Source organism: Salinibacter sp. 10B, assembly GCF_002954405.1.
Taxonomy (GTDB): domain Bacteria; phylum Bacteroidota; class Rhodothermia; order Rhodothermales; family Salinibacteraceae; genus Salinibacter.
The window spans coordinates 3,820,090-3,845,891 of sequence record NZ_MQWC01000004.1; the positions used below are offsets into that span (position 1 = coordinate 3,820,090).

Annotated in this window: 20 protein-coding genes and 1 tRNA gene; 17 read left to right on the forward strand and 4 right to left on the reverse strand. The window is 59.9% G+C overall.

Annotation, left to right across the window (positions count from 1 at the left end; genetic code table 11):
• Positions 1-36: 36 nt before the first annotated feature.
• The 13 genes from BSZ35_RS15520 (at position 37) to BSZ35_RS15580 (ending at position 16,154) form a co-directional block, all read left to right on the forward strand.
• Positions 37-894: an MBL fold metallo-hydrolase gene (locus BSZ35_RS15520; RefSeq protein ID WP_105013292.1), complete on the forward strand. Its 858-nt coding sequence runs from the start codon at positions 37-39 to the stop codon at positions 892-894.
• 41 nt (positions 895-935) lie between these two features.
• Positions 936-1,187 (forward strand): histidine kinase dimerization/phospho-acceptor domain-containing protein, encoded by a 252-nt coding sequence (locus BSZ35_RS15525; RefSeq protein ID WP_105013293.1) that lies wholly within the window; start codon positions 936-938, stop codon positions 1,185-1,187.
• Between the two features lie 318 nt (positions 1,188-1,505).
• Complete coding sequence (gene porV / locus BSZ35_RS15530; RefSeq protein WP_146110129.1) at positions 1,506-2,654, forward strand: type IX secretion system outer membrane channel protein PorV; 1,149 nt, start codon at positions 1,506-1,508, stop codon at positions 2,652-2,654.
• Positions 2,655-2,945: 291 nt separating this feature from the next.
• Positions 2,946-3,308, forward strand: coding sequence for a hypothetical protein (locus BSZ35_RS19310; RefSeq protein WP_146110130.1), 363 nt, complete (start codon positions 2,946-2,948; stop codon positions 3,306-3,308).
• Between the two features lie 205 nt (positions 3,309-3,513).
• Positions 3,514-4,140: a TetR/AcrR family transcriptional regulator gene (locus BSZ35_RS15535; protein WP_105013295.1), complete on the forward strand. Its 627-nt coding sequence runs from the start codon at positions 3,514-3,516 to the stop codon at positions 4,138-4,140.
• 58 nt (positions 4,141-4,198) lie between these two features.
• Entirely contained in the window at positions 4,199-6,115 is a 1,917-nt protein-coding gene (locus BSZ35_RS15540) for a long-chain fatty acid--CoA ligase (RefSeq protein WP_105013296.1), read from the forward strand.
• A 108-nt stretch (positions 6,116-6,223) separates the two neighbouring features.
• Positions 6,224-8,638: a 3-hydroxyacyl-CoA dehydrogenase/enoyl-CoA hydratase family protein gene (locus BSZ35_RS15545; RefSeq protein ID WP_105013297.1), complete on the forward strand. Its 2,415-nt coding sequence runs from the start codon at positions 6,224-6,226 to the stop codon at positions 8,636-8,638.
• Between the two features lie 87 nt (positions 8,639-8,725).
• A complete protein-coding gene (locus tag BSZ35_RS15550; RefSeq protein ID WP_105013298.1) occupies positions 8,726-9,931 on the forward strand; it encodes a thiolase family protein in 1,206 nt (401 codons plus the stop codon).
• A gap of 225 nt (positions 9,932-10,156) precedes the next feature.
• On the forward strand, positions 10,157-10,903 hold the full coding sequence (locus BSZ35_RS15555; protein ID WP_105013299.1) for an SDR family oxidoreductase: 747 nt from the start codon (positions 10,157-10,159) through the stop codon (positions 10,901-10,903).
• Between the two features lie 196 nt (positions 10,904-11,099).
• On the forward strand, positions 11,100-13,736 hold the full coding sequence (locus tag BSZ35_RS15560) for an acyl-CoA dehydrogenase (protein WP_105013300.1): 2,637 nt from the start codon (positions 11,100-11,102) through the stop codon (positions 13,734-13,736).
• A gap of 355 nt (positions 13,737-14,091) precedes the next feature.
• Positions 14,092-14,331: a Uma2 family endonuclease gene (locus tag BSZ35_RS15570; protein ID WP_105013302.1), complete on the forward strand. Its 240-nt coding sequence runs from the start codon at positions 14,092-14,094 to the stop codon at positions 14,329-14,331.
• Between the two features lie 142 nt (positions 14,332-14,473).
• A complete protein-coding gene (locus tag BSZ35_RS15575; protein WP_105013303.1) occupies positions 14,474-15,346 on the forward strand; it encodes an SDR family oxidoreductase in 873 nt (290 codons plus the stop codon).
• A 79-nt stretch (positions 15,347-15,425) separates the two neighbouring features.
• Positions 15,426-16,154 (forward strand): hypothetical protein, encoded by a 729-nt coding sequence (locus tag BSZ35_RS15580; RefSeq protein WP_258096744.1) that lies wholly within the window; start codon positions 15,426-15,428, stop codon positions 16,152-16,154.
• A gap of 117 nt (positions 16,155-16,271) precedes the next feature.
• Here BSZ35_RS15580 and hemG read toward each other — a convergent pair whose 3' ends face one another.
• Positions 16,272-17,627, reverse strand: coding sequence for a protoporphyrinogen oxidase (gene hemG, locus BSZ35_RS15585; RefSeq protein ID WP_105013304.1), 1,356 nt, complete (start codon positions 17,625-17,627; stop codon positions 16,272-16,274).
• Between the two features lie 146 nt (positions 17,628-17,773).
• Here hemG and BSZ35_RS15590 point away from each other — a divergent pair, with 146 nt between their 5' ends.
• Positions 17,774-17,968: a general stress protein CsbD gene (locus BSZ35_RS15590; RefSeq protein WP_105013305.1), complete on the forward strand. Its 195-nt coding sequence runs from the start codon at positions 17,774-17,776 to the stop codon at positions 17,966-17,968.
• Between the two features lie 330 nt (positions 17,969-18,298).
• Positions 18,299-19,888 carry a carboxyl transferase domain-containing protein gene (locus BSZ35_RS15595; protein ID WP_347709587.1) on the forward strand — a complete coding sequence of 530 codons (1,590 nt, stop codon included), beginning with the start codon at positions 18,299-18,301 and terminating at the stop codon, positions 19,886-19,888.
• A 29-nt stretch (positions 19,889-19,917) separates the two neighbouring features.
• Here BSZ35_RS15595 and BSZ35_RS15600 read toward each other — a convergent pair whose 3' ends face one another.
• On the reverse strand, positions 19,918-20,466 hold the full coding sequence (locus BSZ35_RS15600) for a gamma-glutamylcyclotransferase family protein (protein ID WP_146110131.1): 549 nt from the start codon (positions 20,464-20,466) through the stop codon (positions 19,918-19,920).
• A gap of 55 nt (positions 20,467-20,521) precedes the next feature.
• Positions 20,522-20,594: transfer RNA gene (locus BSZ35_RS15605), tRNA-Met, on the reverse strand.
• 240 nt (positions 20,595-20,834) lie between these two features.
• On the opposite strand from BSZ35_RS15605, the gene BSZ35_RS15610 reads away from it, so the two are divergent.
• Together BSZ35_RS15610 and BSZ35_RS15615 are read left to right on the forward strand one after the other, a co-directional pair.
• Positions 20,835-22,097: a DUF1015 family protein gene (locus BSZ35_RS15610; protein WP_105013308.1), complete on the forward strand. Its 1,263-nt coding sequence runs from the start codon at positions 20,835-20,837 to the stop codon at positions 22,095-22,097.
• A gap of 44 nt (positions 22,098-22,141) precedes the next feature.
• Complete coding sequence (locus BSZ35_RS15615) at positions 22,142-23,347, forward strand: phosphoglycerate dehydrogenase (RefSeq protein WP_105013309.1); 1,206 nt, start codon at positions 22,142-22,144, stop codon at positions 23,345-23,347.
• 144 nt (positions 23,348-23,491) lie between these two features.
• Here BSZ35_RS15615 and rnr read toward each other — a convergent pair whose 3' ends face one another.
• Complete coding sequence (gene rnr, locus BSZ35_RS15620) at positions 23,492-25,672, reverse strand: ribonuclease R (protein ID WP_258096745.1); 2,181 nt, start codon at positions 25,670-25,672, stop codon at positions 23,492-23,494.
• Between the last annotated feature and the right edge of the window lie 130 nt (positions 25,673-25,802).

Consider the following 25,802-nt stretch of genomic DNA (forward strand, 5'->3'; position numbering starts at 1 on the left):
CGCCTACGTGTGCTCGTATTACAAATCGACATTGCCATGCCCGACATCGGCCCGTATTCGCTTTACTCGATAGAAACCGGTCGATTCGGGTTGGACGGCGGCGCGATGTTTGGGATCGTCCCGAAGCCGCTGTGGTCAAAGCGCATTGCCCCGGACGAGAGCAACCGCATCCCGCTTCACATGCGGTGTCTTCTGTTGGAGGGACCGAACCGCTTGATTCTCGTGGACACCGGCATTGGGGATGTATTTGCCGGGACGAAGTATGAAGACATCTACGCAGTTGATCACGAATACGCTACGCTCGAAGGCAGTTTGTCCGAGCACGGGGTTTCGGCCGGCGAGGTGACCGATGTCATTCTTACGCATCTTCACTTCGATCATTGTGGCGGGGCCACCCGGGCCACAGAAGACGGGCGGAAGGTACGGTTTCCGAATGCTACGTACCACGTTCAGAAAGAGCACTGGCAGTGGGCGCAGGACCCGAACCCGAAAGAGCAAGGATCTTTTCTGCGACGAGCATTGGCCCCGATCAACGACGCGGGACGACTCCATCTCCTCGAGGGCGGGCAAACGCTCTTTCCTGGGATCACTGTCGAGTGTGTTCATGGACACACGCAGGCCCAGCAGATTGTGCGCGTTTCCGACCCGGACACCACACTTGTCTTCGTTGCTGACTTGCTTCCCACGACTCATCATCTGGCTCCAACCTGGACGATGGCGTACGACGTACGTCCTCTACAAACGATGGAGGAAAAGGGAGCGTTTTTGCGCAGGGCTGTGAATGAGGAATGGAACTTGTTCTTTGAACACGATCCCGACGTCGCCGTCGGGTGCCCCCGAGAGACGGACCGTGGCATGCAAATTGAGGATCCACGCCCTCTCCCGGACTTGTAGATGACATTCGTTGAACCTTTCTGTTGCTACGTCCTTTTGCCATGAGTGAATCCAATGGTGCTGAATCGCTAGATGAGATGCACGAAACGGTGTCGTCCGTCTATCACGATCTCAACAATCCCCTCTCCATTATTTCCGGCAACGCGCAGTTTCTTCTCGAAATTAGCCGAGAAGAAGACCTGGACGAGCAGTTCGTGTCGTCTGCTCAGGATATCAAAGAGGCAGCCCAGCGAATGGCAGATTCCCTGCACCGGCTCACTCGGTTGAAAGAGCAGATGGAGGAAGAAATTTAGCTCTTCAGGCATTCCAGCAGGGAGCAAACGAGAAAAAAGTTTGGAAACGTTGAGTTGGGTTGCTCATTAACAGTCTTCAGGATGGGGAGATCATGTATCAGCGGTCTTTAGGGTCACTGTTGCTTTCACGTCCACTTGCGCCTATGCACTGAGCGAATTGCTACGATGAACGTCGTTTTTCGAATGAAGGAGCGTCTTGGCTTTCCTGGTTCCCCTTTGCTTCTTCCTGTATTCTCCACGCAACTCCTCGTCTGTGGAAGGGGACACGGCGTTCTCATTCGCTGAATTCTCTTGTACGACGCCACCGTTTGATTCATCATGCGCACTCCTCAGACTCGTGTAGTTCAGTGGACTGTTTCCCTTGCTGCTCTCTTCCTTCTTGCGTGTGGGATGCCCCATGCGTCACAGGCACAGCTTGGAGAATCCACGGCCCTTTTCCTTCGCATCGAGCCTGACAGCCGATCAGCAGGGATGGGCAATGCCGGGGTTGCGGTAGCCGACAATGCTAACGCTATGTTCTGGAATCCCTCTGGCCTTGCCTTCCAGACCAACACGCAGGTTGGCATCACGCACGCCAACTGGCTTCCGGAATTCGACGCAGGCCTGTTTTACGAATACCTCGTGGGAACGTACCACGTTGAAGGCGTGGGCACCTTTGGGGGGAGCGTGACCTACCTGAATCTTGGGGAGATTGAGATTCGGAACAGCGAAGGCATTTCGCAAGGCACCTACAACTCCTACGAACTTGCCGTTGGAGTCTCTTACGGGTATCGGGTGTCGGACCGTCTCGGCCTTGGCACCTCTCTTCGGACCATCTACTCGAAACTTGCCCCGTCGGACAATCAGGGGGACAGCGGGACGGCGGCGACGATTGCCGGGGATCTTTCCGCTTTGTACCGAACGGCTCCTTTCTCGATTGGCGGATCAGACGCGACCTTCTCGGCCGGAGCAAATCTCGCCAACATGGGGGGACGGATGCAGTATCGAGAAGTGAAGCAGGCCCTGCCGATGAACCTTCGCTTTGGGTATGCCCTGACCGTCGATTTCGACGAGTACAATTCGCTGACCTTTGCAAACGACTTTAACAAAGAGCTGGTCAATGTCGAACAGCAGGTGTCCGGCGAGGACACGAGTTACGTAGCCGATCCGTTCTATGAGGCACTCTTTAGCTCATGGGGCACGGCACGAGGGCAGCAGGACGTGAACGACGAGGCTGCACAACTCAGCCTGATTGAGCAGTTTACGGTCGGAGCAGGTCTCGAGTACTGGTACAGTGATCTTTTTGCCCTTCGGACGGGATACTTCTACGAGGACCCGAAAAACGGGAACCGACAATTCTTGAATTTTGGGGCTGGCCTCCGTTACAATATCGTCGGCGTAGACATCTCGTACATCTACACGCTTGAGGAAAATAGTCCCCTCGCGAATACACTACGATTCTCGCTTCTGTTTGAGTTTCAGAAATGATTTTGTTCTCTTATGAGTAGGTCTTCCAACCCAAAGTCGTATTGAAACTCGACGCGGGGGCGAGAGGCCATAGCGAGTGCGGAAGGGCGCTATTCGATTAGGAGCCCACTGTCGTGCGGGGATTATAACTGATCGGTGACTCACATATGGAGAATGTCTCGATTGTCGGAAGCGGCAATCGTTCCTGCTGTACCTGCGCATGTTATTCTCGGTTTTGTGTTATTTTTTCCTCATTGGCCGCGGCACCCCCACATGGTGAGAACTAACTCTTTCCGAACCTCCTTTGGTCTCATGCATCTCATTGCTTCTCTCGCCGCGGCAGGGATGGTGTTCCTGATGGCGGGTCCTGCTCTGGCACAACCGCTGGGCGACCGCGATCAGAGTTCGCAGCGATATGAACAGCCCGGAGGACAGGAGCGCCCGACAAGTTCACCGACAAACTTGCCGAGTTGGGCAGAGCCTTCTACGCCTGAGAGCGGAGGGACAGGAGGGGTCGCGACGCCAGAAGGGGTGCAGACGAAGGCTGCTCCACCGCCACCCACACAGCCACAAGTTCCAGTCGATGGAGGGCTTGCACTTCTCGCGGCGGCCGGGGCAGGGTACGCTGTCCGCAAGCTTGGGGAGTCGGACGAAGACGAGGAGGAGTTGCCGTAGCTGTTCTCATGAAGGGGCTCCACTGCCGCGGTCGTTGGTGGAGAACCAGTGCAGTGGCCCTGTGATGTCGGGCGGTTCGGTGTGTTCAACCGGGGCTCGTGGGGCGAACAGGGATAGATTGTTTTCCCGCCAAGTCGTATAATACCGTTCGATGTGAGGGCTGATCACATCCGACAGATGTTCTGGCTGGCATTTCCCGAACCGTATGACTACGTCCTCCACCGACTCAGATGGCGAAGATCTTCGTCGGTTGATCCTCGATACGACCCGGCATCTCCTCGTGGCGGAGGGGTATCAGAACGTGTCGATGCGGAAGATTGCCGATGCCATCGGGTACAGCGCGACAAGTATCTATCTGTACTTTGACAGCAAAGATACTCTTCTCCATGCTCTCATTCACGAGGGCATGATGCAGTTGCACGATCAGCTTGCCGAGACGGCCGAACAGTTTCCCGACGCTCCACTGTCGCGCCTTCGGGCCCTGTGTCGCTGCTTTATCGACTTTGGGCTGGACAATCCGGAGTACTACGAGATCATGTTTCAACTCCGGCCGGAACGGATGGAGCGATACCCCCCGGAAAAGTATCGGCAAGCGCGAAGCAATCTCGACTTCTTTTCGCAGACGCTGGAAGAGGGACGCGAGCAAGGCCTCTTTGAGGTTGACGATGCGAAGGTGTTGGCCAGCACCATCTGGGCGTCGCTCCACGGAACCGTCTCGCTTCTGCTGGCGGGACGGGTCGATGTGCAGATCGAGCCCGAGCGATTCATCGAGGCCGCAATACGGCGAACCCTCCAGGGATGTCGGGCGTCCGGGATCCCATCCTCGGCCTAATGCGTCTCTAAGGATACGCACCTCATTTCGTTTAGCGACTAGATCGACCCTACGGCGCATGCCCGGACCGATTCATACTGCTCCTTCCGATGCCGGACCTGTTGCCCTGGGGGAGACGCTCCCGGATCTCCTCTACGATGCCTGCGAGGCCTACGAAAATCCGAAGGCATTGAACCAGCCCCAGGCCGAGGGATGGACTCCGATGTCTCTTGACGACTTCCGGGTCCAGTCGGAAGAGACGGCAATGGGACTCTTGGATCTTGGATTGGAACGGGGGGATCGGGTAGCCCTCCTGTTGGAAAGCGATGTGCCGTTCTGCGTCGTTGACATGGGGTGTCTGATAGCTGGGCTCATCGACGTGCCGCTGTACTTGTCGAGCTCGGCGGAGCAGATGACGTACGTGACCGAGCATTCGGAAGCGAGGGCATTGGCAGTGGCAAATCCGGAGCGTCTCGAACAGGCTGCCGAGATTCTGCCGGACCTGCCAAACATCGAAACGGTGATCCTTTGTGAACCTGGGGAGGAGGACGGGTATCCAGACTTGCCGGACGACGTTTCCCTCGTGACCCTTGACGAGGTCCGAGCACGGGGCCGAAACGCAACTGAGGATCAATCCGCGTCGGTCCAGGCTCTTCGCGATCAGATCGATCCCCAGGACCTGGCAACCATCATCTACACGAGCGGGACGACGGGGCGGCCAAAGGGGGTCATGCTGACGCATGAAAACATTTCGTCAAATGCCCTCAACTCGGTTGGGGACCTCACGGGGTTCGAGAACGGACCGGACGGGGAGGTAGTGCTCTCATTTCTCCCCCTCACCCACATTTTTGCACGGATGCTCCAGTATGCCTTTATGCTTCGGGGCGTGAGCATCTACTTTGTTCATCCCGACAACTTGGTGGAAGCGCTCCCGAAGGTGCAGCCTACGGCTTTTGCGTCGGTCCCCCGTGTGTTGGAGAAGGTCTATGCGGGCATTCGGAAGAAGATTTTAGGGATGGAGGGACTACAACGACGCATTGGAGAGTGGGCGCTGGAATTGGCCCAGGAATACGAGATGGACAAGACGATGCCGGGGACGTACGAGTTAAAACGGTGGGTAGCGGACCGGCTCGTGTTTCGGAAGTGGCGGGCAGCGCTGGGGGGACGTGTGAAGTGGATCGTAGTGGGAGGGGCAGCCCTTCAGCCGGACCTTGCCAACACGCTGGCAGCCGCGGGCATCACGACCCTGCAAGGCTACGGTCTCACCGAAACGAGTCCCGTCATTGCCTATACGCGCCCGCAGCGCATCAAGCCGGGCACCGTGGGCGAACCGCTGCCCGGCGTAGAGGTGCGCATCGCCGACGATGGGGAAATCCTGACTCGCGGGCCGCACGTCATGAGGGGCTATTACAAGCGGCCGGAGAAAACCGATGAGGTGTTGACGGAAGAGGGGTGGTTTCATACCGGCGACATCGGGGAGTTTGATGACGACGGCTATCTGAAGATTACCGACCGAAAGAAAGACCTCTTCAAGCTCTCGACCGGCAAGTACGTCATGCCGCAGCCCATCGAGAATCGGCTGGGCAGTCAGCCGCTCGTGGATAAGGCCGTGGTGGTCGGCAGCGATCGGAAGTTCTGTGCGGCTCTCATCTTCCCGACTGAGGATCAGGTGCGGGTGGAAGCCGACGAGCGGGATCTTGATCCCGACGCATCCTTTAAAACACTACTTCAGCACTCCGAAATCGTAGAAGCGTTCCGAAGCTTGGTCCGGGACGCAAACGAAGGCCTTGACCATTGGGCGACCGTAAAGCGGTTCGCTCTGGTCCCCGACGAACTCACCATCGAGTCGGGACTCCTCACTCCGACGTTGAAGGTGAAACGACCCGAAGTGCAGAAGACCTTTGCGACGGAAATCGACGCGCTGTACTACGAAGAGGAACCGCCGAGTGGACCGACGGACCGAGGGGCCGTGATTGCTGAAGTCGACCCGCACTAACGAGTGGGCGGACGAGTTTCCTTCTGATGGCCTGGAAGCGGTTCCTTATGTGCTATCCGTCCAAGTTAACACTGTTAATTTCATTTCCTAAAAGCCAATACGACTCTCATGGAAACGAAGGCCCTCGACACTCGCTCTCTCCATCTTTCTGCTCCGGCGACCCATCCGCCGTTTCGCACCGCTGCTGTGCTCGGAGCGGGTACGATGGGAGCACAGATCGCCGCTCATCTCGCCAATGCTGGACTGGAGGTGCATCTTCTTGACATTACTCCGGACCATGACGACGATCCGAATGCGGTGGTGAAGAAAGGATTTGAACAGGCCCGAGAAGCGAGTCCCGACCCATTCTTTACCGACGATGTGGCCGATCGGATCTACCTCGGCAACTTTCAAGGTGACTTCGAGCGCGTAAGTGAGGTCGACTGGGTCGTCGAGGCGGTGCTGGAGCGGATGGACGTGAAGCGGGACGTGCACGCACGAATCGAGGAGCACGCGAGCGACGATGCCGTGATCTCGACCAACACGAGTGGACTCCCGATCCACGAGATTGCGGAAGAGCGGTCCGACGGCTTCAAGCAGCGGTTCCTCGGGACGCACTTCTTCAACCCGCCGCGGTACATGAAGCTGCTGGAGCTGGTGCCCACCCCGCGCACCGATCCGTCGGTGTTGGAGCGCGTGGCGCAGTTTGGCCGGCTGCATTTGGGCAAGAGCGTCGTCGTCGCCAACGACGTGCCGTACTTCATCGGCAACCGCATCGGCGTCTTTGCGCAGCTGCAGGCCCTCCGCTATTACACGGACGGGGACTACACGATTGAGGAGATCGACACGCTGACCGGGCAGCTGGTGGGCCATCCGAAGTCGGCTACCTTCCGCACTGCCGACCTCGTGGGGCTCGACGTGCTGACGGACGTGGCGAACAACCTCTACGACAAAGTGGAGGACGATGAGCGGCGCGAGGCCTTTCAGGTGCCGGACGTGATGCAGCGGCTCGTGGAGGAGGGGCGGCTGGGAGAGAAGACGAAGGAGGGCTTTTACAAGAAGGTCGACGACGAGATCAAGTCGCTCGATCCGGAGACGTTCGAGTACACGAGCGCCGAAGAGGAAGAGTTGGGCGATCTGAAGTCCATCAAGAAGGCGGGGGGGCTCGACGATCGTCTCCAGGCACTTTATCAGGACACCGGACGCGCCGGCACGTTCTTTCGGGAGACGACGCTCGAACTGCTCGGATACAGCGCGCGGCGCATCGGCGAGATTACGGCCAACCCGGCCGATGTCGATCGGGCCATCCGGTGGGGCTTCAACTGGGAGAAGGGGCCGTTCGAGATGTGGGATGCTCTCGGCTTTGAAACTGTGCTCAACGGCATGGAGGAGCACGGCATCGAGGTGCCCGAGTGGGTGGAGGCGATGCAGAGCCGCGGGCACACACAATTTTATCGGATGAAGGACGGAGAGCGGGCCGTCTACCTGCCCGACGAGCAGGGATACGTCGATGACCCGCGCCCAAGTGACGAGCTGCGCCTCGCGTCCGTCAAGCAGGACAATTCCAACGAGCTCTGGAGCAATGACGAGGCGGCCCTGCTCGATATCGGCGACGGCGTGGCGCTCTACGAGTTTCGGTCAAAGGCCAACTCGCTGGGACGCAACGTGATGATGGGGCTCCGCGAGTGCATTGATCGAGTGGAACGCGATCCCGACTTGCGGGGCATGGTGATTGGCAATGAGGGCAAGAACTTCTCCGTGGGGGCCAATCTGGGCGAGATGGCGATGGCGGCCTCACAGGGCGAGTTTGAGGTCATCGGCCAGTACATCGATGAGTTTCAGGATACGGTCCAGCAGGTGCGCTATGCGACGAAGCCGGTGGTGGCAGCTCCGCATCAGCGCACGCTCGGCGGGGCCTGTGAGATCTCGATGGCGTGTCCCCATCCGGTTGCGGATGCCGAGACGTACATCGGACTCGTGGAGCTGGGGGTGGGGCTCATCCCGGCCGGTACCGGGACAATGCGCATGGCCGCGAAGGCGGCGAACGAAGCGCCGAATGACAATCCCAGCGAAATCCAGGCACACCTTCGGCCCTACTTTGAAACCGTAGCGATGGCGGAGGTGGCCGAGGGAGCTGCGGAGGGCATCGAGATGGGCTTCCTGCCGGAAACGACGCGCATCGTGATGCACACGGATCGGCGTCTCTATGCCGCGAAGCAGCAGGTGATTAGGCTCAGCGAGCAGGGCTACATGCCCCCGCCAGTGATGAACAACATCAAGGTGCTGGGAAAAAAGACGCTGTCGACCTTCAAGGTGGCGCTCATGCAGTACCGCGAGGGCAACTACATCAGCGAGTACGACGAGCACCTCGCCACGAAACTGGGGACGGTCATGACGGGGGGCGACCTGAGTTCCCCGCAGGAGGTCCACGAGAAGTATCTCCTCGAACTAGAGCGGGAGGTCTTCCTGAGCCTGCTCGGCGAGCAGAAAACCCAGGAGCGCATCTTCCACATGCTGGAGCACAACAAGCCGCTCCGCAACTAAGATCATCTGCTCTCCCGATCTCTCTTGTGAAGCCGTCCCGCCGGGACGGCTCAACGTTCCGACATATCAGATCTCAAGATCAACGTCATGGAAGCCAAAAACGGAGCTTATATCGTCAGCAGCGTGCGTACCCCGGTCGGCAAGGCCAACAAGGGCGCACTTCAGAACTATCGTCCCGAAGATCTCGGCGCCGAAGCCGTGAAGGGCGCCCTTGGCCGCGTCGATGGCCTGGAGCCCGACATGGTTGACGACGTACTCATGGGCTGCGCCTTTCCGGAGGGACCGCAGGGCATGAACGTCGGCCGTATCATCGCCCGAAAAGCGGGACTGCCGGATCAGGTGCCCGGCGCCACCGTCAACCGCTTCTGCTCGTCCGGTTTGCAGACCATTGCGCAGGCGTCGCAGCACATCGCCACGGGCATGGCCGACGTGGTCGTGGCTGGTGGGGCGGAGTCGATGAGCCAGGTGCCTATGAGCGGTTTCTTCTTCCAGCCCGATCCGGAGTTGACGGACGAGGACATTGGCACGTATGTCTCGATGGGCATTACCGCCGAGAACGTGGCGGAGAAGTACGAGGTGTCGCGCGAGGACCAGGACCGGTTTGCCTTGCGCTCCCACGAGCGAGCCGTCGACGCCATCGACAGTGGGCGGTTCGAGGACGAAATCGTCCCACTGGAGGTGGAGGAGACGCACTACGAGTCGGTGAACGGGCACAAGGGCGGTACCTCCACGATGTCGACTGAAGTAACGGTCGACGAAGGTCCGCGCCGCGACACGAACTTGGAGGTTCTGTCGAAGCTCCCGGCGGCGTTCAAGAAGGGCGGCAGCGTCACCCCAGGCAACTCGTCCCAGCGATCGGACGGCGGCGCCGCGACGGTCGTGATGAGCGAGCACACGATGAATGACCTCGGCGTGGATCCGCTCGGGCGGCTCGTCGGCTTCTCGGTGGCGGGCGTCGATCCGGAGCTGATGGGCATCGGCCCGGCGGAGGCCATCCCGAAGGTCTTGGAGCGGACCGGTATCGGGCTGGACGAGATTGGACTGGTCGAACTCAACGAGGCGTTTGCGTCGCAGTCCCTGGCCGTGATCCGCGAGGTGGGGTTGAACGAAGACATTGTCAACGTGAACGGTGGGGCGATCGCGCTCGGCCACCCGCTCGGGTGCACCGGCGCCAAGCTTACCGCTACGCTCCTGCACGAAATGATCCGGCGTGAGGTGCGCTACGGCCTGTGCACGATGTGCGTGGGGGGCGGCATGGGCGCGGCGGGCATTATCGAAAATCTGCGGGTTTGACGGGGACACATCCGACCGATTCTTCGATCTGTTGGGGAGTAGGGGACAGGAGAGCGGGAGATCGGAGGATGGGTTCTGCTTCGGAGGGGCGTCTCCGGCTTGGAGGAGGATTCAGCCGACACGCTATCGTGTCCCCTGCGTTCGTTACGGTGGCCTGTGGAGGGGAGAACATTCATTGGAGGAGGGGGCCAAGGGACGAGTTTCTTGCAACCACAGGTTTGGGTTATGAGTGTAGGCATTGAAGGGAAGGTCGTCGTCATCACCGGTGCCAGCAGTGGACTGGGGGCGGCGGCTGCGCGTCATCTGGCCGACGAGGGGGCGAGGGTAATTCTTGCGGCGCGACGAACGGAGCGTCTCCAGACACTTGCCGACGAGATCACTGAGAGTGGAGGAGACGCTCTTCCCGTCACGACCGACGTGACAGATCGCGATCAGGTCCAGGCCCTCATCGACACCGCCGTCGAAGAATTCGGCCGAATCGACGTGATGATCAACAATGCGGGTGTGATGCCGGCCTCACGCCTCGACCGGCTCAACGTTGACGAGTGGGACCAGATGATCGACGTGAACGTCAAGGGCGTCCTCTACGGCATTGCGGCTGTGCTTCCCTACATGCAGGAGCAGGAATCCGGCCACGTCATCAACGTCGCCTCCGACGCGGGCCATAACGTCCATCCTGGGGAGGCGGTCTACGCTGCCACAAAGCATGCGGTACGTGCTCTCTCCGAGGGGCTACGGCAAGAGGTAAAGCCCTACGGGGTACGTACCACAATCATCTCGCCGGGGGCTGTCGAGTCTGAGCTGCCGGAGACGATCTCCGAAGAAGATATGGCAGAGGAAATGCGGGAGGTGTACGAGGAGCACGCCATTTCGGCTGACTCGTTTGCGCGGGCCGTTGCGTTTGCGATCGAGCAGCCGGAAGCGGTGGACGTGAACGAGATTCTCTACCGGCCCACGAGCCAGAACCTGTAAGGTTTTCCCATCTGGACTGTCGAAGAGGGGCTTGCAAATCTGAAGGTTTGCAAAACATAACACCGTTAAGTAGGTTAGAGAAATAAGTTAACGGTGTTAATCCCTCCAGAGGTGACGATTTGAGTCGATCCAGTCGGGGAAGAGGAGGGCAGCATCGGATTGCAATCTACGTGTCCAAAAGTGATGGAGGCTCGTCATGGATCTTCCCTTGTTTGACCTGTTTGCGGGAATGCCGACCCTCGGCATTGTTGCAGGCGTTATACTCGTCGCCTTTGTGCTTGGGTACACTGGTGCTCCGTTGTGGCTCTGGGCGATTGCGGGCGCAGTCGGACTGTACGGGGGCGGGGCGCCGCTTTGGGTATGGATCCCGTACGGCGTGCTTGTAGCCGTCTTCAACATTGCCCCAATCCGGCGTCTCGTGTCGGCGTCTCTAATGAGGTTGATGGAAGCGCTTCAATTCTTGCCAACCATCTCTGAGACAGAGCAGACGGCGATTGATGCCGGGTCGGTGTGGATGGACGGCGAGTTGTTCTCGGGCGCGCCCGATTTTGATAAGACGCTCGACCAGCTGTATCCAGAGCTCTCGGAGAAGGAGCAGGACTTCCTGGATGGGCCCTGCGAAGAGGTCTGTGAGATGGTGGACGACTGGAAGGTCCACCAGCGCGGTGATCTCTCGGCAGAGACCTGGGATTACCTGAAGGAGAATGGCTTCTTCGGGCTCATCATTCCGGAGGAGCGCGGCGGACTGGGCTTCTCGGCAGCGGGTCGAAGCGCTGTCGTGCAGAAGCTCGGCGGCCACTCTGTGCCCCTCGCCATTACCGTGATGGTTCCGAACTCGCTCGGGCCGGGCGAACTGCTGCTCCACTACGGCACCGACGAGCAAAAGGAGTACTATCTGCCGCGCCTTGCCAGTGGGGATTTGATCCCGTCCTTTGCTCTCACAGAGCCGAATGCGGGGTCGGACGCCGGGGCCATGGAGTCGCACGGAGAGGTCTTTCGGGACGACGACGGCGAACTGAAGATCCGGCTCAACTGGGAGAAGCGGTACATCTCGTTGGCAGCGATTTCCGGGGTGTTAGGATTGGCCTTCAAGCTCGAAGACCCGGACAATCTGCTCGGCAAAGGGGAAGATCTCGGCATCACCTGCGCGCTCGTTCCCACAGACGCAGACGGCGTGAAGCTGGGCCGTCGTCACGATCCGCTCGGGGTGGCGTTCTACAACTGTCCGACCGAAGGAGAAGATGTCGTGCTCCCGCTGGATGCTATTATCGGGGGGAAGGACGGAGCGGGGCGTGGATGGGCAATGCTCATGGACGCCCTCTCGGCCGGACGGGGCATCATGTTGCCGGCACAGGCTGTGGGTGGGGGCAAGTACGTTACCCGCGTCGCCGGAGCCCACGCGGCTGTTCGGGAGCAGTTTGGCCTGTCGATTGGAAAGTTCGAGGGTATCGAAGAACCGCTCGCCCGAATTGCGGGCTACACCTACATCATGGATGCGGCCCGGCGCTACACGAACGGAGCGGTGGACAGCGGCGAGAAGCCGGGTGTCGTGTCGGCCATCATGAAGTACAACACGACGGAGATGCAGCGTGACCTCGTGAACGACGGCATGGACGTGCTGGCCGGAAACGGGATCTCCCGCGGTCCAAATAACCTGCTGGCCTTGGCCTACCAGTCGCTGCCGATTAGCATTACGGTCGAGGGCGCCAATATCCTTACCCGCACGATGATGATCTTTGGGCAGGGCGCCATTCGGTGCCACCCGTACGCTCTGAAGGAGATCGAGGCGCTCATGGAGGGCGACGTGAAGAAATTCGACGACGCGTTCTGGAGCCACATTGGACACGTGGTACGCAATGGCGTTCGGGCATTTGGGCTTACGCTAACCCGGGGGCGACTGGCGAGCTCTCCTGTGAGTGGGCCGGCTGCGCCGTACTATCGAAAGATGGCCTGGGCGTCGGCCAGCTTCGCCTTCTTCGCCGACCTGGCGATGGGCAGCCTGGGCGGCATGTTGAAGCGGAAAGAGAAGATCACCGGCCGGTTTGCCGACATCCTCTCCTGGATGTATCTGGGCACGGCGGTGCTCACACGGTTCGAGAAGGAGGGGCGCACGACGCAGCAGGAGCCGTTCCTGCACTGGAGCATGCAGTACGCCTTTGCGAAGATGCAGGAAGGCTTCGAGGGACTGTTTGAGAATCTGAAGGTGCCGGGGCTGACGTGGCTGCTGCGGCTCGTCGTGGCGCCCTGGGCGCGATTCAACCGCTTCAGCGCCATGCCGAGTGACGAGTTGGGCGGACAGATCGCGCAGGCCATTCAGGAGAAAGACGGCGACCGCGAGTGGCTTACGAAGGACCTCTACGTGCCCAAGGATCAGTCGCAGCCGCTGGGGGAACTGGAGCACGCGTTCCGGCTCAACCGCGAGGCCTACCACGTGGGCCAGAAGATCAAGGATGCCATTCGCGACGGGCAGCTTCCCAAAAAACGGCCGCACTTGCTGTTGGACGAGGCGCGGGAGGAGGGCATCATCACCGAAGGGGAGTTCGATCTTGTGCATCGAGCGGACGAGGCCCGCGAGCAGTACATCCAGGTCGACGAGTTTGAGTTGGACGAGTACCGGCAGTATCGGATGTTTCCCGGCAATCCGACGGAGCGTGGGGCGTTTGCCTCCTCGGTCGTGGATGCATCGGAGCAGCCTGGAGCCGATGAGGAAATGACAACCGATGAGATCGGAGACGGAGCGCCTTCGGCCCACGGGGATGGCGCGCCGAGCGTTGCGGATTCCGACGCGGACGATGAGGCGCCGGATCGGCCGGAGCCGAGTGAAACGGCGTAACCTGTCTCGTTTGACCCACAGGCCCGGCAGGAGCGGCCCACGACACATTGAGGTTGGCCGTTCCTGCTGCTGGGGCTTCGGGGTTCGGATCTTTACGGTTTGGCGTTCGGTTCACAAAACGTCCATCATCAACATCGTCCCGATGCCTCATTTCTACAATGTCTGCCGTTGCCACTCGATCGTACACGGTTGAAGAGTGCCTGGAGCTCGATGCGGATGCCGACGACGAGTGCTACGAACTCCAACACGGCTCCGTAATTTCCAAGGCCGGTGCCGAACTTGAACACACAATCAGGTCAAAGATAACGTTTCTTCTGAACTCCGAATACGTCTCCAGTCGGAGGGGGGCTGGGTCATGACCTCGGACTCTATGCAGGCCCGCGACCACAGCGACAAACTGGCGGCGTACACGGACCTCGACAGCCTCCAAGAGTACTGGGTGATCGATCTCGAGAAGCCCCTTCTCGCCCAGTACACGCGCGACGCCGATGGATGGCAGTATCGGGCGCACACCGCACTCTCGGACACGGTTGTAAGCGAGGCATTCGATCTGGAGGTTCCGCTCCGGTTCAGTACTTGGTGCGTGAAACCGTGATTCGTGACCTGTAGAGTACGCTGCCTTCGTCAGATCTCACTCCTCACGCATCACGGTGTGGACAGCATTTAGGATGGACGGCACGACCCGTTGACGCTGCACATCGCCATCGAATTTACCCCTTACGATTTCACGATTGTTCATGTCCAACGATTTTGCTCCCGACCTGCTCGCCGATCATCACATTGTTGTTACCGGTGGGGGGACGGGGCTGGGGCGTGCGATGGCCCTGCGCTTTGCCGAGCTGGGGGCGGTCGTCACCGTTAATGGACGGCGACCCGAGCCGCTGGCGGAAACGGTGACCGAGATTGAAGAAAATGGCGGGATCGCAGAAGGCATTCCGTGCAATGTGCGCGACGCCGATGAAGTACAGGCTTTCTTCACGGAGGCCGAAGAGCGGCACGGACCCGTCACGCGGCTCGTCAACAACGCGGCGGCCAATTTTCTCGCGGCGACCGAGGACATTTCGCCGAACGGCTTCGACGCCATCATCAAGACCAACCTGTACGGCACCTTCTACTGCACGCAGGCGTGCGGGCGGCGGTGGCTGGAGCGAGACACCGAGGGCGTGGTGCTGTCCATCGCCACCACGTATGCCGAAACCGGCAGTGCTTACGTGGTGCCCTCTGCCATGTCGAAGGCCGGAATCGTGTCGATGACGCGCTCGCTGGCGGCAGAGTGGGGATCTGAGGGCATCCGGCTGAATGCCGTGGCGCCTGGTCCCTTCCCGACGGAGGGAGCGTGGGAGCGGCTGATGCCCGGAGATGACTTTGAGCAGTTGATGCGCGAGCGCATCCCGGTGCGGCGCTTCGGGGAGCCCGAGGAAATTGCCGACCTCGCGAGTTTCCTGCTCAGTACCCTGTCCGGATACATGAATGGAGAGGTCGTGACCTTCGATGGGGGAGAAGCCCTGGCCGCCGGGGGACAATTCAATGCGTTCACCCGAATGCCTCGTACAGAGGTCAAATCGATTCTCGACCAGCTTCGCCCGGACTCTTCCGGCGATTCGGAGTGATCTTCGCCGTGCCGATTGGCGTAAGAGTACATGGGTTCTACATGTCACGTTGATCGTTCGTTAATACAATCGGCACGTTATGACTCCACTTACCCTTGATCTCTTCACGAGTGCCGTCAACGACGTCGAGCGCACACAGTACCAAATCCTGGCGGGTCTCCAGAATGCCCAGTCCGCGTTTCGTGAGCAGCGGGTCTATCCGCATCTCGGACAGCTTGCGAAGCTGCACGGGGCTCTTCTGACTGTGTTGACGCGGACGGAGGATTTTCGCACACCGAAAACGGGGCAAATTACAGGCATCGACTGGAGCGAGAAAGCCCTCACCTACGAATGGCCGGAGCTGGAAGATACCGAGATGGCTGTGGTAGAAGACCTCATCCGATGGGCACTCCCACAGATCCGTACCACGATTGAAGAGGGGCGATCTGTCTACGAGCACGTCGAAGATAATACCGAGCTGGAGACGGTCGGCATTGTGCCGTCGTACGTGCAGGAGGGGTACCTCATGGTTCCCGAGCGCGACGAGGCGGTCATTCACGTGTTGCGCTATGAGCTCTCTATTATCCAGGAGGAGGGAGAGAAGCACCGCGCCCTGCGGACCGTGCACTGCAAGACGGTATCAGAGGACGGGCTCGACGTGCATCCGTCCAACATCAAACTCGATCTGTTGAAGGAACGGCCCGACCTTCCGAATCCGGCCACGTATTTCTCAAATACGGCCCTTAACGTTCCCTACAGGGAGACGCTGTTGCCGGTAGTGAAGCGACGCCTCATCCGTCATTTGGCGTCGGAGAGGGGACGGGCGTAAGTTGCGGTCGGGGGGATTCGTGTGCCTGCTGGGAGATGTGCTGCTTTCTCCGCTCGTTTGGAGCACTGAGAGGGAATGGGTGAGAGGTGGACCGAGGAACGGTCGTCCAACCTGTTTCTACAGCGACGAGCGGAGGCGGTCAGCGGCAGAGGCGCCCGAGGCCATCGCGTCTCCCACAGCCACTCCCTGTCGGTAATTGCCAGCAAAGTAGAGGCCTGGGGTCGTCTCCTCAAGGGCAGTCAGCGTGTCTTTTACGGCGCCGTAGCCCAGAACGTACTGAGGAATCGCACGGGGCCAGTGGACGTGACGGCTGAATACAGGATCGCCGGTGATGCCAAGCAGGCGGTCGAGGTCGCGCTCGACGATGGACTGAATCGCGCCGGCGTCGCGGGAGGCCAATTCCGGGGCACGGGCGCCCCCGACGAATGTGGTGAGAAGGGCATGGTCCACGGGCGCTCGTCCCGGAAAGAGAGTGGAAGAGAAGAGCGTGCCAAGGATGTCGTAGTCGTGTTCCACCGGGGGCACGAGCATTCCAAATCCGTCGAGCGGGTGGGACACTGCGGACGAAGAATAGCCCAGGGCAACCACCTGCACAGGGGGATAGGGAACGTCGGTGAGAGGAGAGAGGTCGACCGAAGAGAAGAGGGAGAGGGTGTTGAGCTGGTGGAGGGGGAACGTACAGATAAGGTCATCAAAGGTCTGCGATTTGGGGGCAGGCGTCGACGGATCGACGCTGACGCTCCAGGTATCGCCGTTTTGGTGAAGGCCGGTGACCGGTGTCTCATACTGGATTGAGTCCTCAAGCGCATCGGCCAGGGCCCGCGGGAGCGTTTCGATGCCCTGCTGGAAGGAAAAAAGGCCAGAGGGAACGTCCACGTCCGAGGAGGACTCCTCAGTTGAACGCATGGCGCCCCAAAAGAGAGACCCGTATTCGTCTTCCCATTCGACCAGACGTTCAAAGGCGTGGCGGGCCGACAACTGTTCCGGATCGCCCGCGTAGACGCCCCCGACGAACGGGGCCACCGCGTAATCAAGCACGTCTGGACCAAGGCGGCGGCGCGTAAAGTCGGCGAGGCTTTCCTTCGGATCCGAGGAGCGGCCAACGAAGGGCTCTCCGAGCAGCCGGAGCTTGGCGTACGAAGAGAAGAGATTCGTTGTCAGGAATCCGCCGACGGAGGTAGGGAGGGGGAGCGGTTGGCCGTCCCGCACGATGTATCGAGTGGAGGCCACGTCGTTGGCCCACACACGCTCCTCGTCAAGGGAAAGAGACTGGATTGTTTTTTCCATCAGGGGACTGGGACGGAGGGAGTTGGGACCGTGCTCAACGAGAAACCCGTCGGTTGTCTCACTCCGAATGACGCCGCCCGGCCGATTCGTCGCCTCCAATACCTGAACGGAGTGCCCGTGCTGACGCAACTGGTACGCGGCGGTCAGTCCAGAAATGCCTGCACCCAAAACGCCAATACGGGACATGGAAGAACCTGTACGCTTTATGAGAAAAAGACCCCCGAATGGGCTTCAGGGCCTGCGGTTGGAGGGAAAAGGGGAAACTCCCGAGACTCCTTATAGGTACCAACAAAGATCCGTCGTAGATCCGCAACCAAAACGAGGTGTATACCATGGCGACAGAGGCAATGAACGAGAGTTGGCGGCGCATTCGTGACCAGATTAAAGAAATTTGGGAGGATGCCGACTTCGACGACAAACAAATGAAGCGAGCCCGAGGAGAAATGGACAAAATCGTGGGCCTCATTCACGACAAGACCGGAGAGTCGCGCGAAGAGATTCGGCGAAAAATGGGAGCGATCCTCTAGTAGCCTTCTCGGCCCATTGCCCCGATTGGGGAGCCGTTGGCAGCATCATGGAGAAGAGAAAAACGTCTGAGTGAGGCGTCGTCACGTATCGGAGGTTTTCGTTGCCTGCCCCCTTTCGAATCGGGGGCAGGCTTTCTCTTTTTTGGTACATTTTGGATTGGGCCGACGGCCGGTTAGATTACAACAGGGGCTGGGGATTCCGACTGTTCTCTTTCTTCGATAATCGAGTGTCCGTTCATGTCCAGTTCCAATTCTCTTGGTACCGACGCCCCCCTCAACGAATCGACATTTCAAGAACGCGCTGCGCATTACGAGGCCCTCGTTGAAACGATGGAGCAGCGGGCCGCGGAGATTCGCAAGGGAGGAGGGGAGGAGCGGATTGAGCGTGAGCACGAGCGGGAAAAGCTTACGGCGCGAGAACGAGTGGAATACCTGCTTGACGACCCGACGCAGTTTGCGGAGCTCGGGTTGTTCGCCGGGTACGAGATGTACGAAGAGGAGGGGGGCTGTCCGGCGGGCGGTACGGTGATGGGGCTCGGGCCGGTGAGTGGTCGCGAATGCCTCGTGGTGGCCAACGACGCCACCGTAAAGGCCGGAGCCTGGTTTCCAATCACGGCCAAGAAGAACCTCCGGGCCCAGGAGATTGCGATGGAAAACCACGTGCCGATTATCTATCTCGTCGACTCGGCAGGGGTTTTTCTTCCGATGCAGGACGAGATTTTTCCGGACAAAGACGACTTCGGTCGCATTTTCCGCAACAACGCGCGAATGTCCAGCATGGGCATTCCGCAGATTGCGGCCATCATGGGGAGTTGTGTGGCAGGCGGCGCATACTTGCCCATCATGAGCGACGAGGCCGTGATCGTAGAGGGGACGGGCTCAGTCTTTCTGGCAGGGCCGTATTTGGTAAAGGCCGCTATCGGGGAAGATGTGGAGGCCGAAGAGCTGGGGGGCGCGACCACACATTCCGAAATTTCTGGCGTTACCGACTATGAGGCGGAGGATGATGAAGAGGCCCTCGACATTGTGCGGTCACTCGTAGATCATCAGGGGCCGGTCGAGCGGTTTGGATACGTGCGAAAAGAGTCGGCGGAACCGGCCTATCCTGCCGATGAACTGTACGGCCTCTACCCGAGTCAGGGCAGCGAACAGTACGAGATGCGCGAAATTCTGGCCCGTATCCTGGACGCGGACTCCTGGACCGAATACAAGCAGGGCTATGGGCGCACGCTGCTTACGGGCTATGCGCGGCTCGACGGCTGGAACGTGGGTGTGGTGGCCAATCAGCGGGCCGTCGTACGCAACAAAACGAATCACCAGTCGCAGGGGGAAATTCAGGTCGGAGGCGTGATCTACTCCGACGCAGCAGACAAGGCCGCCCGGTTCATTCTCAACTGCAATCAGAAGGAGATCCCCATCTTGTTTTTCCAGGATGTGACCGGATTCATGGTGGGCAAACGGGCCGAGCACGGCGGCATTATCAAGGATGGAGCGAAGATGGTGAATGCAGTGGCCAATTCCACGGTGCCGAAGCTCACGGTTGTGGTGGGCAACTCATACGGCGCCGGAAACTACGCAATGTGCGGCCGGGCGTACGACCCGCGTCTCGTGCTGGCGTGGCCCACGGCGAAGATTGCGGTCATGGGGGGACAGCAGGCGTCCAAGGTGCTCAAGCAGATCAAGGTGCGACAGTTGGAGAAGAAGGGCGAAGAGCTTTCGGAGGCAGAAGAAGAGGAGCTGTTGTCGCGCATTCAGGACCGATACGAAACGCAAACCACTCCGTACTACGCGGCGGCCCGTCTGTGGGTAGACGCGATTATCGATCCGGTTGACACGCGGTCGTGGCTCTCGAAAGGACTGGACATGGTTGACCACAATCCCGAACTGGAGCGCTTTAATCCCGGGGTCATCCAGACCTGAGGGGACGCCATCCGCAAACGAGGCCCATTTCAGCGGGAGAGAAGCGGATACCCGGCCTCTGCGAGCAGTGCCTGATGCTTGCGGCGACGCTCCTCGTTGGGGTCGGGGTAAGACCGCACCGCCGCAATCTGATCAATATAACGCGAGGGAAGGTCGTGCTGCTGTGCTCCGGCGAGGACAAGGCCGTGGTACCAGTCGTAAGGCAGAAGAGCGTCGTCTACGTAGGCAGGCTGGGCTACGTAGGCGAAGGCGTTGAAGGAGGCGTCGGGACCTTTCAGGGAGATCTCTTCTCGGGTGTAGCCGCGCCCTCGCTGCTCGGCCTCATCGAGGGCCTCAAGTTCGTCCGTATCGACCTCGAAAACCACTCCGTAGACTGTGGCTCCGGATGCGGGCACAATGTTGCACTTGCCCGACTCGTCCCGGCTCCACTTGTGAAAGTGAAGCTCGTAGTCTTCTAGCCGGACCGTCGCAACCGGTTGGGCCGAGGGAACGCGGGCCTGCAGCCGGGGGGTGAGCATGTTCGATCCGTACCCGAAATAATACATCAGCGACAGGGGGACGGGACGGAACGAGGACACGAAAAAAGCCCGCAGCTGCTACGAAAAGGCTCTGGGAAAGGGGGGCTTGGAACAGTAGCGGGGGCGGGATTCGAACCCGCGACCTTCGGGTTATGAGCCCGATGAGCTACCAACTGCTCCACCCCGCGGTATGTGCTGAACTGAGGGGAGAGGCCCTACATCTCAATTTCGCGTGGTTTAGACACACGGACATATCGGTTGTTCGGGTTCGCATATTGGAAATACGGGATTAACGGAATGTCCATAGAGCGTCCAGTTTTTCTGTAAACTTTTCAATCGGAGGGACTTCTGTGTGCGTCTTCCCCTGCTGGGTCGTATAATCAACACCGACTCACGACCTTAAATCCCATCCAGCAACAGGACCACTCATGGCTACATTGCACCCCTTTCGCGCCGTGCGCCCCCGCCCGGAGCACCTCGAGGAAATTGCCTCTGTGCCGTACGATGTTGTGAGCACGGACGAGGCGCGTGACTTGGCCGATGGAAAGCCCCGGAGCTTTCTGCACGTTGCGCGTCCCGAGATTGACCTCGATCCCGGGGTGGACGTGCACGACGACGCCGTCTACGAGCAGGGCGCTGCCAATCTGCGCGAGTTTGTTGAAGCAGACTATACGGAGACGGACGAGCCCTCCGTTTACGTCTATCGCCTCATCATGGACGGGCGGGAACAGACGGGCATCTTTGGGTGCGTGTCGGTCGCGGAGTACGATGGGGATACCATTGTGAAGCACGAAGAGACGCGGCCCGCGAAGGAGGACGATCGCACGAGGCACATCCTCACCCAGCGAGCCCATGCGGAGCCGGTTATGCTGACGTACCGCGATCAGGAGGCCATTCATAGTCTCGTGGATCGGGTACAGAAGACCGAACCCCTTTATGACTTCGAGGCGGAGGATGGAGTGCAGCACACGATTTGGAAGGTGGCGGGGGCCGAAGGTCTCGTCGATGCGTTTCGGGAGGTGGAGCATCTCTACATCGCCGATGGGCATCATCGCTGCAAGGCAGCGAGCCGAGCGGCGGCCCAACTGCGGGAGGCGGACGACGAGGCATTGGATGAAACGCCGGGCTACGAGATGTTTCCGGCGGTCATCTTTCCGATGAGCAACATGCACATCATGGCGTACAACCGGCTGGTGTACGACCTGCCGGAATCGCCCGCGGATTTTCTCAACTGGTTGGATGAGCAGTTTGAGGTTGAGCGGGACATTGACGATCCCGTGCCTTCTATGAAAGGCGTCATCTGTCTCTATCTCGACGGCGCCTGGCACCGCATGGCCCTACCGCCGTCCAAGGGCGTGCGCGTGGTCGATCAGCTCGATGTGGCCCGACTCAGCGAGTATGTGCTGGAGCCGCACCTCGACATTACCGATCCTCGCCGCGACCCCAACATTGATTTCGTCGGTGGCATTCGGGGCACCGACGAGCTTGAGCAACGAGTGGACAGCGGCGAGGCGGATCTGGCCGTAAGCATGTATCCGACCAGCATCGAAGAGCTCGTGGCCGTGTCGGATGAAGGCAGTCTCATGCCGCCGAAGTCCACTTGGTTCGAACCGAAGCTACGGAGTGGACTGTTGGTGCACGACTTTGCCGACGACGTGCCGGAAGATGCTCCCGTCGTACCGACGGAGTAGTGCACGCATCTCTCGACGAGCGTTGAATTGTGTCTCTTCTTCCTATGACTATTCTCGTTGCCGATAATATTGCGGAAGTCGGAGTAGAGGCCCTCGAACAAGAGGGGCACACCCTGGTCGAAAGTCCGGACGTGTCCGGAGAGGCCCTCGTGGACGCCCTTCGCACCGAGGAGCCCGACGTGCTCATTGTGCGTTCGACGAAAATAACGCCGGAGGCCCTGGACGCCAGCCCCTCGCTTGCACTCATCGTACGGGCAGGGGCCGGCTACGACACGATCGATGTCCAAGGGGCGGCCAATCGGGGCATCTTCGTGGCCAACTGCCCCGGCAAGAATTCGGTCGCCGTCGCGGAGCTTACGATGGGCCTCATCCTGTCGCTCGACCGCCGTATTCCCGACAACGTGGTCGACGCCCGAGCGGGACAATGGAATAAGAAGGAGTATGCCCAGGCGGCGGGGCTCAAAGGACGGACAATGGGCATCATTGGGCTTGGCAACATCGGGACGGAAGTGATGAAACGAGCGCGGGCGTTTGATCTGAACGTCATCGCCTGGAGTCGCTCCCTTACCCCCGAGGTTGCGGAAGAAGCGATGGGCATCGGGTATCGCGAGGGACCGAAAGCGGTGGCCCGCGACGCGGACATTGTGTCCCTACACGTTGCGTCTACCCCTGAGACCGAAAATCTGGCGGACCGCTCCTTTTTCGAGGCGCTACCGGAAAAGGCACTTTTCGTGAACACCACCCGTGCGGCCGTGGTGGATGAGGAGGCGCTTGCCTGGGCGCTCGATGAGAAGGACATCCGAGCGGGAATTGACGTGATGGAAGGAGAGCCCTCTGCCAAGCAAGCCGACTTTGAGCATCCGCTGGCCGATCACCCGAATCTCTACATGAGTCACCATATCGGGGCCTCCACCCAGCAGGCCCAGGATGCAACGGCCATGGAGGCGGCCCGTGTCGTGCGGACATTCGACACGGAAGGCGACGTGCCCAATTGCGTGAATCTGGCCGAGCAGACGCAGGCAACTCATCAGATCACCGTGCGTCACCGCGATCAGGTGGGCGTCCTCGCGGGTGTGCTCGATGAGATGCGTCGGGCAAACTGGAACATCCAGGAGATGAGCAACCGCATTTTTGAGGGCAGTCAGGCGGCGGTTGCAAGCATTCGGTTCAGCGGACCGTTCACTCAGGACGTCGTCGAACGCATCGACGAAAGCGACGATGTGTTTGCCGTGTCCGTCAACGAGATTTGATCCCGGACCGGCCTTGATAACCAGCTGAGAAAGGGAGCACTTTCCTCAACGGGACAGCGTTGAAAAAACGCTGTCCCGTTGACGGTGCTCCGCGGAAGTGAGAGGCATTGCGGCGAGGGCGCGGGTCGCCCAGGCGAAGCACATCTAATCGTCCTCTACAAAGAGGAGGTCGATCTCGCGGGAATCGATGTCGGCACCCACCACCTCCACCGTCACCGAATCGCCGGGACGGTAGGACTTGCCCTGGTTCTCCCCCCGCATCGTGTACGTGGACTCGTCGTAGACGTAGTAGTCGTCGTCCATGTCGCGAACGTGGACGAGGCCTTCGACGAGCAGCTCCGTCAGCTCCACAAAGACGCCGAACTTGGTTACGCCGCTGACGACCCCCTCGAATACGTCGCCCACATGCTCCTGCACGTACTCGACCTGCTTGAGCTTCACGGACTCCCGCTCGGCTTCCTCGGCATTCCGCTCCTGCTCGGAGCAGTGCTCACAGTAGGAGGCCAGGTCCTCAACGCTCGGGGGCGCCTCGCCCTTCGCGTAACGCTTCAGGAGGCGATGCACCATGAGGTCCGGATAGCGCCGGATGGGGCTCGTGAAGTGAGAATAGTAGTCGAACCCAAGGCCGTAGTGGCCGATGTTGCCGACGGCGTACTTGGCCTTCGACATTGCCCGCAGGGCCGCACGCACGATTACCTGCTCTTCCGGTTGCCCCTTGATGGCGTCGACGAGGTCGCCGAGGTCGTCGTTTGTTGCGTTGCCGTCCGTTAAGGGCAGCTCGTGCCCGAAGACGCGGACGTACTCGGCCAACTGGCGGATCTTTTCCCCGTCCGGCGTGTCGTGGACGCGGTACACGAACGGCAGCGGATCGTCCCGATCCCCAGACTGGCCGTTCGTGCGAACCCGCTCGTTGTGGCCGGGGGCCCCGATGTGGGAGGCCACCGTTCGGTTGGCCAGTAGCATCAACTCCTCAATGAGCCGGTTGGCGTCGAGGCGCTCCTTGCGGACGATGTCCTGCGGATGGCCATCGTCGTCCAGGATGACTTGCACCTCGTCGGAGCCGAAGTCGATGGCCCCTTCCCGCAATCGCTTCTTCGTGAGGGTTTTGGCGAGACGATTGGCCTGCACCACCTCAGACGACACCGGATCCTCCGGATAGCCGCCGTCGATGTAGTCCTGCGCCCGATCGTAGGTGAGGCGCTGCTTGGAGTGAATGACCGTCTCCCGGATGTCGTAGTCCACTACCTCCCCGTGCGGGGTGACCTCCATCAGGACGGAATAGGCCAGCTTGTCCTCGTGAGGACGCAGAGAGCACACCTTGTTCGACAGCTTCTCCGGCAGCATCGGGATGGTGCGATCCACGAGGTAGACACTCGTCGCACGGTCTAGCGCCTCCTCATTGATGGCGGTGTCGGGCTGTACGTAGTGGCTGACATCGGCAATGTGAACGCCGATCGCGAAGTTGTCGTTGTCGAGCCGTTCGATGTGGATCGCGTCGTCAAAGTCCTTCGCGTCCTCCGGGTCGATCGTGAACGTGTTTTTGTCGCGGAGGTCCAACCGCCGGTCAATCTCGGATTGTGGAATCTCGACCGGAATTTCGTTGGCTTCTTCCTCCACTGCCTTCGGAAAGTCGGACTTCACGTCCATGCTCATCGCCAGGGAGAGGACCCGCACGTTCGGGTCGTCCGCCGGACCGATGACGCGCAAAATACGGCCCTCCGGAGACGCTTTTCGGCTGTCGAATCGATCAATGGAGACGACGACTTTTTCGCCGTCCTCTGCGCCGCCGAAGTCATCGGAAGACACGTACACCTCCTGGAGAATGCGCCGGTCGTCGGGCTCGACGAAGGCAAAGTTGCCGCGATCGTGGAAGGTCCCCACAACCTGCGTTCGGCGACGTTCCACAATTTCCACGACCTCACACTCGCGCTTTTTATCGTGGGCCGCTTTCGCCGCCACGGCGACGCGCACGAGATCGCCGTGCAGGGCCTCCCCCATATGCGGCTCACGGATGAAGAACTCCTCGTCGGTGTCCACCGCCTGTACAAACCCGAAGCCTTGCTCATTGCACTCAAGGACGCCGGTCCGATGGGTCGTTTGGGCTTTGTGCTTATACTTGCGCCCCTTCTGCTGGACAAGGCGTTGAGCGCTCAGCTCCGCAATGACGTCGCAGAACCGAAGGTAGGTATCGTTGTCTTCGATGCCGAGTCCCTTTGCGATGTCGCCCGAGCGGTGGGCGGAGTCGGGATGTTTTTGGAGGAAGTGAAGGATTTTCTGCCGCAGCTCGTCGGCACTGGGCTGGGTCTGAGTCTCGGGAGAGTCCACGTGAGACGAATTCTATTTGCAAAATGTCGATAACAAGCCTCTAACTGTAAACCGCGCGCCCCGTTCGGACCGGACAGAAAAGTCATACGGCCCGATCGTCCAGGCCGGGAACGTGTCTGCCGGCACAGCC